At 58.1% G+C, this 14561-nt stretch carries 8 protein-coding genes; 6 read left to right on the forward strand and 2 right to left on the reverse strand.

Features of this window, described 5'->3' with window-relative positions:
- Positions 1–74 precede the first annotated feature (74 nt).
- From holC to ahr, 4 genes are all read left to right on the forward strand, one after another.
- The gene (gene holC / locus WM95_RS23085) at positions 75–518 is read left to right on the forward strand and encodes a DNA polymerase III subunit chi (RefSeq protein WP_008502815.1); all 444 of its coding nucleotides are present in this window, start codon (positions 75–77) and stop codon (positions 516–518) included.
- Positions 518–3373 (forward strand): valine--tRNA ligase, encoded by a 2856-nt coding sequence (locus WM95_RS23090; RefSeq protein ID WP_045355395.1) that lies wholly within the window; start codon positions 518–520, stop codon positions 3371–3373. The genes holC and WM95_RS23090 overlap by 1 nt, the downstream gene beginning before the upstream one ends.
- A gap of 123 nt (positions 3374–3496) precedes the next feature.
- Positions 3497–4000 carry a GNAT family N-acetyltransferase gene (locus WM95_RS23095; protein WP_059445460.1) on the forward strand — a complete coding sequence of 168 codons (504 nt, stop codon included), beginning with the start codon at positions 3497–3499 and terminating at the stop codon, positions 3998–4000.
- Between the two features lie 83 nt (positions 4001–4083).
- Positions 4084–5103: an NADPH-dependent aldehyde reductase Ahr gene (ahr, locus tag WM95_RS23100; RefSeq protein ID WP_023309369.1), complete on the forward strand. Its 1020-nt coding sequence runs from the start codon at positions 4084–4086 to the stop codon at positions 5101–5103.
- Positions 5104–5195: 92 nt separating this feature from the next.
- On the opposite strand, the gene WM95_RS23105 is transcribed toward ahr, so the two are convergent.
- The gene (locus WM95_RS23105; protein WP_063409194.1) at positions 5196–6842 is read right to left on the reverse strand and encodes a dihydroxyacetone kinase subunit DhaK; all 1647 of its coding nucleotides are present in this window, start codon (positions 6840–6842) and stop codon (positions 5196–5198) included.
- A gap of 138 nt (positions 6843–6980) precedes the next feature.
- Here WM95_RS23105 and WM95_RS23110 point away from each other — a divergent pair, with 138 nt between their 5' ends.
- Positions 6981–8483 (forward strand): helicase HerA-like C-terminal domain-containing protein, encoded by a 1503-nt coding sequence (locus WM95_RS23110; RefSeq protein WP_023309371.1) that lies wholly within the window; start codon positions 6981–6983, stop codon positions 8481–8483.
- Here WM95_RS23110 and WM95_RS23115 read toward each other — a convergent pair.
- Positions 8463–9404, reverse strand: coding sequence for a TIGR01212 family radical SAM protein (locus tag WM95_RS23115; RefSeq protein ID WP_103791516.1), 942 nt, complete (start codon positions 9402–9404; stop codon positions 8463–8465). The two genes, WM95_RS23110 and WM95_RS23115, sit on opposite strands and share 21 nt — an antisense overlap.
- Before the next feature lie 687 nt (positions 9405–10091).
- Between WM95_RS23115 and gltB the strand changes: the two genes are divergently transcribed.
- A complete protein-coding gene (gene gltB, locus WM95_RS23125; protein ID WP_032665053.1) occupies positions 10092–14552 on the forward strand; it encodes a glutamate synthase large subunit in 4461 nt (1486 codons plus the stop codon).
- Positions 14553–14561 lie beyond the last annotated feature (9 nt).

The raw sequence follows: 14561 nt of genomic DNA on the forward strand, positions 1-14561 counted from the left end.
GTAAACCGTAGGCCGGGTAAGGCGAAGCCGCCGCCCGGCTTAAGCATTTAAAGTGAGCACAAGAAGCCCCATATATGAAGAATGCAACGTTCTACCTTCTGGACAACGACACCCATCAGGATGGCCTCAGCGCCGTAGAACAGCTGGTGTGTGAAATTGCCGCAGAACGTTGGCGCGCAGGTAAACGCGTTCTGATTGCCTGTGAAGATGAACAGCAGGCGATTCGCCTGGATGAAGCGCTGTGGGCGCGCCCGCCGGAGAGTTTTGTGCCGCATAACCTGTCGGGCGAAGGCCCGCGCGGCGGTGCACCGGTTGAAATTGCCTGGCCGCAAAAGCGCAACAGCAGCGCGCGCGATATTCTGATTAGCCTGCGGATAGATTTTGCAGATTTTGCCACCGCTTTCACAGAAGTGGTAGACTTTGTCCCTTACGAAGAATCTTTGAAACAACTGGCGCGCGAACGCTATAAAGCGTACCGCCTGGCTGGTTTTAACCTGAATACGGCAACCTGGAAATAATGGAAAAGACATATAACCCACGCGATATCGAACAGCCGCTTTACGAGCACTGGGAACAGCAGGGCTATTTCAAGCCTAACGGCGACGAAAGCAAAGAGTCCTTCTGCATCATGATCCCGCCGCCGAACGTCACCGGCAGTTTGCATATGGGTCATGCTTTCCAGCAGACCATCATGGACACCATGATCCGCTACCAGCGCATGCAGGGTAAAAACACCCTGTGGCAGGCGGGGACTGACCACGCGGGTATCGCGACCCAGATGGTAGTTGAGCGTAAAATTGCCGCTGAAGAAGGAAAAACCCGCCACGACTACGGTCGCGACGCGTTCATCGACAAAATCTGGCAGTGGAAGGCGGAATCCGGCGGCACAATTACCCGTCAGATGCGCCGTCTAGGCAACTCCGTGGACTGGGAGCGCGAGCGCTTCACCATGGACGAAGGCCTGTCCAACGCCGTTAAAGAAGTTTTCGTCCGCCTGTACAAAGAAGACCTGATTTACCGCGGCAAACGCCTGGTAAACTGGGATCCAAAACTGCGCACCGCCATCTCTGACCTGGAAGTGGAAAACCGCGAGTCTAAAGGCTCCATGTGGCACATCCGCTATCCGCTGGCCGATGGCGCAAAAACCGCCGACGGTAAAGATTACCTGGTGGTCGCGACCACCCGTCCGGAAACCCTGCTGGGCGATACCGGCGTAGCCGTTAACCCGGAAGATCCGCGTTATAAAGATCTGATCGGCAAATTCGTGGTGCTGCCGCTGGTAAACCGCCGTATTCCGATTGTGGGCGACGAACACGCCGACATGGAAAAAGGCACCGGCTGCGTAAAAATCACCCCTGCACACGACTTCAACGACTATGAAGTCGGCCGTCGTCACGCCCTGCCGATGATCAACATTCTGACCTTCGACGGTGATATCCGCGAAAGCGCAGAAGTGTACGACACCAAAGGCAACGAATCCGACGTTTACTCCAGCGACATCCCGGCTGAGTTCCAGAAGCTGGAGCGTTTTGCCGCGCGTAAAGCCATCGTGGCTGCCGTTGACGCGCTCGGCCTGCTGGAAGAGATCAAACCTCACGATCTGACCGTGCCGTACGGCGACCGTGGCGGCGTGGTTATCGAGCCAATGCTGACCGACCAGTGGTACGTGCGTGCCGACGTGCTGGCGAAACCGGCTGTGGAAGCGGTTGAGAACGGCAGCATTCAGTTCGTGCCGAAGCAGTACGAAAACATGTACTTCTCCTGGATGCGCGACATTCAGGACTGGTGTATCTCCCGTCAGCTGTGGTGGGGTCACCGTATTCCGGCGTGGTACGACAACGAAGGCAACGTTTACGTTGGCCGTAGCGAAGACGAAGTGCGTCAGGAAAACAACCTGAGCGCGGACGTTGCGCTGCGTCAGGACGAAGACGTTCTGGACACCTGGTTCTCCTCCGCGCTGTGGACCTTCTCCACCCTCGGCTGGCCAGAAAACACCGACGCACTGCGTCAGTTCCACCCAACCAGCGTGATGGTGTCCGGCTTCGACATTATCTTCTTCTGGATTGCCCGCATGATCATGATGACCATGCACTTCATCAAAGACGAAGACGGCAAGCCGCAGGTTCCGTTCCATACCGTCTACATGACCGGTCTGATCCGCGACGATGAAGGCCAGAAGATGTCCAAGTCCAAGGGGAACGTGATTGACCCGCTGGATATGGTTGACGGTATCTCTCTGGAAGATCTGCTGGAAAAACGTACCGGCAACATGATGCAGCCGCAGCTGGCTGAGAAAATCCGCAAGCGCACCGAGAAGCAGTTCCCGAACGGGATCGAGTCTCACGGTACCGACGCCCTGCGCTTCACCCTGGCGGCACTGGCCTCAACCGGTCGTGACATCAACTGGGACATGAAGCGTCTGGAAGGTTACCGTAACTTCTGTAACAAACTGTGGAACGCCAGCCGCTTCGTGCTGATGAATACCGAAGATCAGGACTGTGGCTTCAACGGCGGCGAGATGACGCTGTCTCTGGCAGACCGCTGGATCCTGGCGGAATTCAACCAGACGGTGAAAGCGTTCCGCGAGGCGCTGGACAGCTACCGCTTCGATATCGCGGCGGGCATTCTGTATGAATTCACCTGGAACCAGTTCTGCGACTGGTATCTGGAGCTGGCGAAGCCGGTGATGAACGGCGGCACTGAGGCGGAACTACGCGGCACGCGCAACACGCTGATTACCGTTCTGGAAGGCCTGCTGCGCCTGGCGCATCCGGTCATTCCATTTATCACCGAAACCATCTGGCAGCGCGTGAAGGTAATTGCGGGCATCAACGCCGATACCATCATGCTGCAGCCGTTCCCGGAATTCGATGCGGCCAAGGTTGATGAAGCGGCGTCCGCGGATACCGAGTGGCTGAAACAGGCGATCGTTGCGGTACGTAACATCCGTGCTGAAATGAACATCGCCCCTGGCAAACCGCTGGAGCTGCTGCTTCGTGGCTGCAGCGAAGCGGTCGTTCGTCGCGTCACTGAGAACAACACTTTCCTGAAGACCATGGCGCGTCTGGAAAGCATCACCGTGCTGCCTGCGGATGACAAAGGTCCGGTTTCCGTGACCAAAATCATCGACGGTGCCGAGCTGCTGATCCCGATGGCGGGCCTGATCGACAAAGACGCCGAGCTGGCTCGTCTGGCGAAAGAAGTGGCAAAAGTCGACGTGGAAATTGGCAAAATCGAAAGCAAGCTGGCGAACGAAGGCTTTGTGGCCCGCGCGCCGGAAGCGGTCATCGCGAAAGAGCGCGAGCGTCTGGTTGCTTTCGCCGATGCGAAGACCAAACTGATCGAGCAGCAGGCGGTTATCGCAGCCCTGTAATGCTTTTACCCCTTACGCTTCAGGGCGTAAGGGGTAACCTTCCTGAAAACTCCTCGCTTGCACTCCCCTTTCTGCGGTGCTATTAACAGCAGTTATGTGTCAATTTTTGTTATGAGTAATGCTATGAGCGTGATTACCCCCGTCGCGACGACGATGCGCCGGATCGCTGAGCAGGATAACCCGGCAATCGCCGCCGTTATCCGCACCGTTTCTGCCGAATATGGCCTGACGGCTGACAAAGGCTACACGGTTGCTGACCCGAACCTGGACGAGCTTTACCAGCTCTACAGCCAGCCAGGGCATGCCTACTGGGTAATCGAGCAGAACGGCCAGGTGGTGGGCGGCGGCGGCGTAGCGCCCCTCAGCTGCAGCGAGCCGGATATCTGTGAACTACAGAAAATGTATTTCCTGCCAACGGCGCGCGGGCAAGGACTGGCAAAAAAGCTGGCGCTGATTGCGCTGGACCACGCGCGCAAGCAGGGTTTTACACGCTGCTACCTTGAAACAACCGCTTTCCTCAAAGAGGCCATCGGCCTGTATGAACATCTGGGCTTTGAGCATATCGATGCACCGCTGGGCTGTACCGGCCACGTTGATTGCGAAGTCAGAATGCTGAAAAGTCTGTAACTTTCGTTCCTGCCCTCTTCTGTTAAGCGGCTGTAAACTGAATGCTCTACACTCTCAGTTCACACCACAACGGGGGAAACACGATGTCGAAGATAAAAAGCTACGCCGCACCGCAGGCGGGTGCAGAACTTGAGCTGTACGAGTACGATGCCGGCGAACTAAAAGCAGAAGACGTCGAAGTACAGGTTGATTACTGCGGGATCTGCCACTCGGATCTCTCGATGATCGATAACGAATGGGGCTTCTCCAGCTATCCGCTGGTTGCCGGGCACGAAGTTATTGGCCGCGTCGTGGCGCTCGGTAGCGCCGCGCAGGACAAAGGGCTGAAAGTGGGCCAGCGCGTGGGCATTGGCTGGACGGCACGCAGCTGTGGCCACTGTGACGCCTGTATCAGCGGTAATCAGATCAACTGCCTCGAAGGCGCCGTTCCCACCATTCTGAACAAAGGCGGTTTTGCCGACAAACTGCGCGCCGACTGGCAATGGGTGATCCCGCTGCCGGACAGCATTGATATCGAATCCGCCGGTCCGCTGCTGTGCGGCGGTATCACCGTCTTCAAACCCCTGCTGATGCACCATATCACCGCCACCAGCCGCGTGGGCGTGATTGGTATTGGCGGTCTGGGCCATATCGCTATCAAGCTGCTGCACGCGATGGGCTGTGAAGTCACGGCATTCAGCTCGAACCCGGCGAAAGAGAAAGAAGTGCTGGCGATGGGTGCGGATAAAGTCGTGAACAGCCGCGATCCTGAAGCGCTTAACGCGCTGGCTGGGCAGTTTGACCTGATCATCAACACCGTTAACGTCGATCTCAACTGGCAGCCGTACTTTGAGGCGCTGGCCTACGGCGGTAACTTCCATACCGTAGGTGCTGTGATGAAGCCGCTGCCGGTTCCGGCGTTTACCCTGATCGGCGGGGATCGCAGCGTGTCAGGCTCCGCGACCGGTACGCCGTTTGAGTTGCGCAAGCTGATGAAGTTTGCCGGACGCACCAAAGTGGCCCCGACCACTGAACTGTATCCGATGTCGAAAATCAACGAAGCGATCCAGCACGTGCGTGACGGCAAAGCCCGCTACCGCGTGGTGTTGAAAGCGGATTTTTGATGTGACATAGGCGGGGAATGTGCGGCCTGATGCCCTCACCCCAACCCTCTCCCACAGGGAGAGGGCGTACACACTAAAAACGGTAACGGTCGTTACCGTTTTGCATCTACCAGGGCCTTAAACACCTCAGCCACCGCGACCGCACCGGGATCCATTACCCCATCCAGATTCTCTTTATTCACATACGATGAACGTCCCGCGCCGGCTTTCGCCATTTTCGCCGTTGCTTCGGCACCGTGCTGTGCGGCCTGCGCCGCTGCCTCGATATCGCCTTTCAGCAACGCCTCCAGCGCCGGCTGCAGCGCATCGATCAGGGTACGATCGCCGAGATCTGCCCCACCGTACTGCTTCATCTGCGCCAGCCCGCTGAGCAATGCCTCGGGCAGCGGCTGACCATCGTGAAGCTTTTGCCCGGCCGCAGTGAAGAAGATCGACATCAGCACCCCGCTCGATCCGCCCATCACCGTCGCCAGGCGCTCGCCCACCAGCAACAGCAGCGTCGATACGTTATCAAGCGGGAGCTTGCGATCCTCCAGACGCTGCGCAATATCCCGCGCCCCTTGCGCAAAAGTGGAGCCGGTATCGCCGTCGCCCACTTTGGCATCCAGCGCGTTCAGTCGGTTTTCCAGCTGGAGCAGCGTTTTCGTCACCGAGGAGACATACTCTCCCACCCGCAGATTGTCCGACGGAGTGTATTCCACGCGATCGTGAATGGCGGTATGCGCCACGGTGCGCAGTGGCGCAAACGCCACGGGCTTCTGCCAGCCCAGCGTTTCGACCTCGGCGTGAATCGCCTTTTCAAAGAAGTCGTTGAGCTTAAGCAGCGTGAGCGAAAAGCCCTTCATGTCCAGCGCGCTCACCAGCGGCGCGGGGCCTATCAGGTACGCGATCTCCTCTTTCAGCGCCGAATGCGCCAGCTCTTTGGTCAGCAGCGCCATCTCCAGCGCCGATACGCCGCCGAGATTGTTAATCAATACCGCAAACCGCCCTTCTCCCGCCTGCGCGCGTAACGGCGTCACCAGCGTGTCGATAATGGCTTTGCTGTTCTGCGTATCCACGACGGAAGCACCGGGCTCGCCGTGAATGCCCAGCCCCAGCTCGACATGGCCCTGCTTAATGCGCCCCTCTTCCTCGTCGCTGCCCGGCAGGTTGCACGTTTGCATCGCAACGCCCAGACTCCAGAGGTTATCGCAGGCCTGTTGCGCAATATCCCGCACCTCGCTTAGCGATTTACCGTGCTCCGCCGCATAGCCCGCAATCTTGTGCACCAGTGCCGTACCGGCAATACCGCGCGGCTGTTTGTTATCCGGCAGCGCAATATCGTCCGCCACGATCGCCATCTCCACCTTAAGACCGTAGCGTTTGGCCTTTTCTGCCGCGAGGCCAAAGTTCAGGCGATCGCCGGTGTAGTTTTTGACAATCAGCAGACAGCCGCGATCGCCCGTGACCGCCACAATGGCATTCAGCACCGCATCCACGCTCGGCGAGGCAAACAGATCGCCACACACTGCCGCCGTCAGCATCCCTTTGCCGACAAACCCGGCGTGCGCGGGTTCGTGGCCTGAGCCGCCGCCGGAGATCACCGCCACGCGGCTTTTGTCCCAGTCGCCGCGTGCGACGATCCTGATGGCCGGATCGATATCAAGTTTGACGAGATTTGCGTGTGGCGCAGAAAGCAGTATGCCTTCAATGGCATCGTTGACCAGCTGTTTGCGATCGTTAAAGAAGAATCTGGACATCGTTTCCCACTATTTTTGTGAACCGTATGCAAAAGCATAGTCCGCGCTGGATAATGCGCCGCAAAGTCAGGAATTTACTCAACCAAATTGCGGTCAGGTTGCCTATACTCCACCCAGGACTAAGAGAGGAAGCGCATCATGAGTACACCATTGTTAATTGCCCGGACGCTGGAAAAAGAGCTGTATTTACTGCCTGCGATGGCGAACCGCCACGGTCTGATCACCGGAGCGACCGGGACAGGCAAAACCGTCACCCTGCAAAAGCTGGCTGAGTCGCTTTCGGAGATTGGCGTACCGGTCTTTATGGCTGACGTGAAAGGCGATTTAACCGGTGTGGCTCAGGAAGGTACGGCCTCTGAGAAACTGCTTGAACGGCTGAAGAATATTGGCATCACGGACTGGACGCCGCATAACAATCCGGTGGTAGTGTGGGATATCTTTGGTGAGAAAGGCCACCCGGTGCGCGCTACCGTCTCCGACCTCGGCCCGCTGCTGCTGGCCCGTCTGCTTAACCTCAACGACGTGCAGTCCGGCGTGCTGAATATTATCTTCCGCATTGCCGACGATCAGGGGCTGTTGCTGCTTGATTTCAAAGATCTGCGCGCCATTACGCAGTACATCGGCGATAACGCCAAATCCTTCCAGAACCAGTACGGCAATATCAGCAGCGCCTCGGTGGGCGCCATTCAGCGCGGGTTGCTGACCCTGGAGCAACAGGGTGCCGAACACTTCTTCGGCGAGCCGATGCTGGATATTAAAGACTGGATGCGCACCGACAGCAGCGGCAAAGGCATCATCAACATTCTGAGCTCCGAGAAGCTCTACCAGATGCCAAAGCTCTACGCCGCCAGCCTGCTGTGGATGCTCTCTGAGCTCTACGAACAGTTACCCGAAGCGGGCGATCTGGAAAAACCGAAGCTGGTCTTCTTCTTCGACGAAGCGCACCTTCTGTTTAACGATGCGCCGCAGGTATTGCTGGATAAAATTGAACAGGTCATTCGCCTGATCCGCTCCAAAGGCGTTGGCGTCTGGTTTGTTTCACAAAACCCGTCGGATATCCCGGATAACGTGCTCGGCCAGCTCGGTAACCGCGTGCAGCACGCCCTGCGCGCCTTTACGCCGAAGGATCAGAAAGCGGTGAAAGCCGCCGCGCAGACCATGCGCGCTAATCCTGCCTTTGATACCGAAGCGGCGATTCAGGCGTTAGGCACCGGTGAAGCGCTGATCTCATTCCTGGATGCGAAGGGCAGCCCGTCCGTGGTGGAACGCGCCATGGTGATCGCGCCCTGCTCGCGCATGGGGCCGGTTACCGACGATGAACGTAACGGCCTGATTAACCACTCTCCGGTTTACGGGAAGTACGAAGACGAGGTTGATCGCGAGTCCGCGTTCGAGATGCTGCAAAAAGGAGTGCAGGCGACCACCGAATCCCAAGATGCGCCTGCCGCTAAAGGGCAGTCTGTCGCCGTGGATGACGGTATTCTCGGGGGTCTCAAAGACATCCTGTTCGGCAGCACCGGGCCGCGCGGCGGCAAGCGCGACGGCGTGGTACAAACCATGGCGAAAAGCGCCGCGAGACAGGTCACCAATCAGATAGTGCGCGGCATGCTGGGAAGTCTGTTAGGCGGCCGTCGCCGTTAGACGGGGAACCCACGGGCGGCCAAGCGCCGCCCCCTGCACGCCGTTCTCCTGCAGGTAGCGGTCGATTTCCACCATCCCCGTCCAGCGGTTCTCACACCATAGCGGTGCCAGAAGCGTTGGACGGCGGGCGCTGGCCGAGATGCGGTGGTAGACGATTTCCGGCGGGGTGTGGCGAATCATCTCCCCCGCCGTCACCGTATAGTCCTCAAGCTCAATACCGCTTAACCGCCCGGCTTCCCAGGCTTTCGCCATAATGCTTCCCGTAACGATATGCAGCGGGTGCAGCTTAATGCCGTCCACGCCGGTCTCAACCACCTTTTCCAGCGTCTCCAGGCCGTGCTGCTGCCCTTCACCCGGCAAGCCGACAATCAGATGCGAGCAGACCTTCAGCCCGCGCTCGCGGGCCAGGCGCGTGGTGCGCTGGTAGCAGGCGAAATCATGGCCACGGTTAATACGGTGCAGGGTTTTGTCATGCGCGGTCTGCAGGCCCAGCTCCAGCCAGATCTCGTAGCCTTGCTCTTTGTACTCGCTGAGCAGGTCCAGCACCGCGTCCGGTACGCAGTCCGGGCGCGTGCCCACGCACAGCCCAACGATGTTAGTCTGGCTGACGGCCTGCTGATACATAGAGCGCAGCACCTGTACTTCCGCCCACGTGCTGGTGTAGGCCTGAAAATAGGCCAGATACTGCTTCGCGCGGTTCACCTGGCTTGCCTGATGGACAAGCTGTTCAGCGATAGATTTATGCTGCTGGGCTTCGTCAGCAAAGGACGCAACGTTACAGAAGGTGCAGCCGCCGCGCCCGATGGTGCCATCGCGATTCGGGCAGCTAAACCCGCCGTGCAGCGTCAGCTTATGAACCTTTTGCCCATACCGCTGCAAAAGATCCCCACCAAACATATTGACTAATTTCTGTAACTGCATAATCTGATAGACCGTCCCGGAGAAAGGGGACAAGCCTGCCACTTTTAGCCTCTGTCGGCGATGACCTGGATCAATCGCCCTGGACGGCTTTTATCTATATGAATAAATACTCAGGATTACTGCAATTTCATTCACGCTACCCGTGATTACTTTTCCTTATGTTCTGATTGTTTTTTTCATTTATAGCGCCACCACTGAAAAACAGTGGGTTTATGCGGGTTTTCAGCCATTGCCAGATTATTATTCTGCTATAAAACGGCTATTCAGCACGCTACATTGATAATACCGCTTTCATATAGTGAGTCAGATCACACTCCGCTGCGTCCTGCCAGGGCATACAATCAATGTAAAAATAGTTAAATGACATTTAATTTCAAAGACATAAACTCTCTTTAGCACATTTTTGTATAAATAAGATTGCCATTTGACCTGTGTACCAATTCCCGATAAGTTGGAAATCCGCTGGAAGCTTTCTGGATGAGCGGCCTGCTCATCATATTTATGCAGTAATTGAGATTCCCTCTGAAGCAAGTCCTCAAACTTGTTTACCTGCGCGAAAGGATGAAAAAGAGGGCGAATGCGAGGTCCGCGTATGAAACGCAAACCCCGTCGCCATGCTCTTTCTGTGCCTGTGCGCCACGGTAAAGTTCAGTGGGAAGCCCGACGAGCCTGGGGAGGTTCACTGATATGTTGTACGATAAATCCCTTGAGAAGGATAACTGTGGTTTCGGCCTGATCGCCCACATAGAAGGCGAACCTAGCCACAAGGTAGTGCGTACTGCTATTCACGCACTGGCCCGAATGCAGCACCGTGGCGCTATTCTTGCCGATGGTAAAACGGGCGACGGTTGCGGCCTGCTGCTGCAAAAACCGGATCGTTTCTTCCGCATCGTGGCGGAAGAGCGCGGCTGGCGTTTAGCCAAAAACTACGCTGTCGGCATGCTGTTCCTGAACCAGGATCCTGAAAAGGCTGCCGCCTCACGCCGCATCGTCGAAGAAGAACTTCAGCGTGAAACCCTGTCGATTGTCGGCTGGCGCAATGTGCCAACCAACGAAGGGGTGCTCGGTGAAATCGCCCTCTCCTCGCTGCCTCGTATTGAACAGATTTTCGTCAACGCGCCTGCGGGCTGGCGTCCGCGTGATATGGAACGCCGTCTGTTTATTGCCCGCCGCCGCATTGAAAAACGTCTCCAGGACGATAAAGAGTTCTACGTTTGTAGCCTCTCTAACCTGGTGAACATCTATAAGGGTCTGTGTATGCCGGCTGACCTGCCGCGCTTCTACCTGGACCTGGCGGACCTGCGTCTGGAATCGGCCATTTGCCTGTTCCACCAGCGCTTCTCCACCAACACCGTTCCACGCTGGCCGCTGGCTCAGCCGTTCCGCTACCTGGCGCACAACGGCGAGATCAACACCATCACCGGTAACCGCCAGTGGGCCCGCGCCCGTACCTATAAGTTCCAGACGCCGCTGATCCCTGACCTGCACGATGCCGCGCCGTTCGTGAACGAAACCGGCTCTGACTCCAGCTCAATGGATAACATGCTGGAACTGCTGCTGGCGGGCGGGATGGACATCGTGCGCGCCATGCGTCTGCTTGTGCCACCGGCCTGGCAGAACAACCCGGATATGGACCCCGAGCTGCGCGCGTTCTTCGACTTTAACTCCATGCACATGGAGCCGTGGGACGGCCCGGCGGGCATCGTCATGTCCGACGGCCGCTTCGCCGCCTGTAACCTGGACCGTAACGGTCTGCGTCCAGCACGCTACGTCATTACCAAAGACAAGCTCATCACCTGCGCCTCTGAAGTCGGTATCTGGGATTACCAGCCTGACGAAGTGGTCGAAAAAGGCCGCGTCGGTCCTGGCGAGCTGATGGTGATCGACACCCGCGGTGGGCGCATTCTGCACTCTGCCGAAACCGATCACGATCTGAAAAGCCGCCATCCGTACAAAGAGTGGATGGAGAAGAACGTGCGTCGCCTCGTGCCGTTCGAAGATTTATCGGATGAAGAAGTGGGTCGCCGCGAACTGGACGACGATACGCTTGCAAGCTTCCAGAAACAGTTTAACTACAGCGCAGAAGAGCTGGACTCTGTTATTCGCGTGCTCGGTGAAAACGGCCAGGAAGCGGTCGGATCCATGGGCGATGACACCCCGTTTGCCGTACTCTCCAGCCAGCCACGCATCATTTACGATTACTTCCGCCAGCAGTTCGCGCAGGTGACCAACCCGCCGATCGACCCGCTGCGCGAAGCGCACGTGATGTCGCTGGCTACCAGCATCGGTCGCGAGATGAACGTCTTCTGCGAGGCCGAAGGCCAGGCGCACCGTCTGACCTTTAAATCGCCGATCCTGCTGTACTCCGATTTTAAACAGCTCACCACCATGAAAGAGGAGCACTACCGCGCAGACACGCTCGATATTACCTTCGACGTGACCGAAGCGAGCCTCGAAGAGACGGTGAATGCGCTGTGTGACAAAGCCGAACAGATGGTGCGTAACGGTACCGTTCTGCTGGTGCTGTCCGACCGCAATATTGCGAAAAACCGTCTGCCGGTGCCTGCCCCGATGGCTGTTGGCGCTATCCAGACGCGTCTGGTCGACAAGAGCCTGCGCTGCGACGCCAACATCATTGTGGAAACCGCCAGCGCCCGCGACCCGCACCACTTTGCCGTGCTGTTAGGCTTTGGCGCGACGGCGATCTACCCGTACCTGGCCTACGAAACGCTGGCACGCCTGGTGGATACCCGCGCGATCGACAAAGATTACCGCGCGGTGATGCTGAACTACCGTAACGGCATCAACAAAGGTCTGTACAAGATCATGTCCAAAATGGGCATCTCGACCATTGCCTCCTACCGCTGTTCGAAGCTGTTTGAAGCGGTCGGCCTGCATGACGAGGTCGCCAACCTCTGCTTCCAGGGCGTGGTCAGCCGCATCGGCGGCGCCGGTTTTGCTGACTTCCAGCAGGATCTGGTGAACCTGTCCAAACGCGCCTGGCTGGCACGTAAGCCGCTGGATCAGGGCGGTCTGCTGAAATACGTTCACGGCGGCGAGTATCATGCCTACAACCCGGACGTGGTGCGCACGCTGCAGCAGGCGGTTCAGAGCGGTGAATACAGCGATTACCAGCAGTACGCTGAGCTGGTAAACAACCGCCCGGCGGCAACGCTCCGCGACCTCATTGCCCTGAACCCGGGTGATGAAGCGGTCAGCATTGACGAGGTTGAGCCTGCATCCGAACTGTTCAAACGCTTCGATACCGCGGCGATGTCCATCGGCGCGCTGAGCCCGGAAGCCCACGAAGCGCTGGCGGAAGCCATGAACAGCATCGGCGGCAACTCCAACTCCGGCGAAGGCGGTGAAGACCCGGCGCGTTACGGCACCAACAAAGTGTCCCGCATCAAGCAGGTGGCATCCGGTCGCTTTGGCGTGACGCCTGCGTACCTGGTCAACGCCGACGTGATTCAGATTAAAGTCGCTCAGGGTGCTAAACCGGGCGAAGGCGGCCAGCTGCCGGGTGATAAAGTTACCCCGTACATCGCCAAACTGCGCTATTCCGTGCCGGGCGTGACGCTGATCTCCCCGCCGCCGCACCACGATATCTACTCTATCGAGGACTTAGCGCAGCTGATTTTCGACCTGAAGCAGGTCAACCCGAAGGCGATGATCTCCGTGAAGCTGGTTTCCGAACCGGGCGTCGGCACCATCGCTACCGGCGTGGCGAAAGCCTATGCGGATCTCATCACCATCGCCGGCTACGACGGCGGTACCGGCGCAAGCCCGCTCTCCTCCGTGAAATACGCGGGCTGCCCGTGGGAGCTTGGCCTGGTTGAAACCCAGCAGGCGCTGGTGGCGAACGGTCTGCGTCACAAGATCCGCCTGCAGGTGGACGGCGGCCTGAAAACCGGTCTCGACATCATTAAAGCGGCGATCCTCGGCGCGGAAAGCTTCGGCTTCGGTACCGGCCCAATGGTTGCGCTCGGCTGTAAATACCTGCGTATTTGCCACCTGAACAACTGCGCAACCGGCGTTGCTACCCAGGACGAGAAGCTGCGTAAGAACCACTATCACGGTCTGCCGTTCAAAGTGACCAACTACTTTGAGTTCATCGCCCGCGAAACCCGCGAGCTGATGGCGCAGCTGGGCGTGAAGCGTCTGGTGGACCTGATTGGCCGTACCGACCTGCTGAAAGAGCTGGAAGGCTTCACGGCGAAGCAGCAGAAGCTGGAGCTGAGCAAGCTGCTGGAAACCGCGCAGCCGCACCCTGGCAAAGCGGTCTACTGCACCGAGAACAACCCGCCGTTCGATAACGGCGTGCTGAACGCGCAGCTGTTGCAGCAGGCGAAACCGTACGTGGACGACAAGCAGAGCAAAACGTTCTGGTTTGATATCCGCAACACCGACCGCTCCGTGGGCGCCTCCCTCTCCGGCTACATCGCGCAAACGCACGGTGACCAGGGGCTGGCGGCGGATCCGATTACCGCACACTTCAGCGGTACCGCGGGTCAGAGCTTCGGCGTATGGAACGCAGGCGGCGTTGAGCTGTACCTGACCGGCGATGCCAACGACTACGTCGGTAAAGGCATGGCAGGCGGCCTGCTGGCGGTGCGTCCTCCGGTCGGCTCAGCCTTCCGCAGCCATGAAGCCAGCATCATCGGTAACACCTGCCTGTACGGCGCGACCGGCGGTCGTCTGTTTGCAGCAGGCCGTGCGGGCGAGCGTTTTGCGGTGCGTAACTCCGGTGCTATCACCGTGGTGGAAGGCATTGGCGATAACGGGTGTGAATACATGACGGGCGGGATTGTTTGCGTTCTGGGTAAAACCGGCGTGAACTTCGGCGCGGGCATGACGGGCGGTTTTGCGTACGTCCTGGACGAAGACGGTGAGTTCCGCAAACGCGTGAACCCGGAGCTGGTAGAAGTGCTGGACGTTGATACGCTGGCTATCCATGAAGAACACCTGCGTGGTTTGATTACCGAACACGTGCAGCATACCGGTTCTTCGCGCGGCGAAGAGATCCTGGCAAACTGGCCGGCGTTCTCTGCGAAATTCGCGCTGGTTAAGCCGAAGTCCAGCGATGTTAAAGCCCTGTTGGGTCACCGTAGTCGTAGCGCAGCAGAGCTGCGCGTGCAGGCGCAGTAAGGAATTCAG

Origin of the sequence: Enterobacter cloacae complex sp. ECNIH7 (assembly GCF_002208095.1) — a bacterium.
GTDB lineage: Bacteria > Pseudomonadota > Gammaproteobacteria > Enterobacterales > Enterobacteriaceae > Enterobacter > Enterobacter cloacae_M.

What these genes read in the sequence shown, in the direction of transcription:
- WM95_RS23095 (WP_059445460.1), top strand. Translation starts at nt 3,497, where the DNA reads ATGAGCGTGATTACCCCCGTCGCGACGACGATGCGCCGGATCGCTGAG.
- WM95_RS23090 (WP_045355395.1), top strand. Translation starts at nt 518, where the DNA reads ATGGAAAAGACATATAACCCACGCGATATCGAACAGCCGCTTTACGAG.
- ahr (WP_023309369.1), top strand. Translation starts at nt 4,084, where the DNA reads ATGTCGAAGATAAAAAGCTACGCCGCACCGCAGGCGGGTGCAGAACTT.
- gltB (WP_032665053.1), top strand. Translation starts at nt 10,092, where the DNA reads ATGTTGTACGATAAATCCCTTGAGAAGGATAACTGTGGTTTCGGCCTG.
- WM95_RS23115 (WP_103791516.1), bottom strand. Translation starts at nt 9,404, where the DNA reads ATGCAGTTACAGAAATTAGTCAATATGTTTGGTGGGGATCTTTTGCAG.
- WM95_RS23105 (WP_063409194.1), bottom strand. Translation starts at nt 6,842, where the DNA reads ATGTCCAGATTCTTCTTTAACGATCGCAAACAGCTGGTCAACGATGCC.
- WM95_RS23110 (WP_023309371.1), top strand. Translation starts at nt 6,981, where the DNA reads ATGAGTACACCATTGTTAATTGCCCGGACGCTGGAAAAAGAGCTGTAT.
- holC (WP_008502815.1), top strand. Translation starts at nt 75, where the DNA reads ATGAAGAATGCAACGTTCTACCTTCTGGACAACGACACCCATCAGGAT.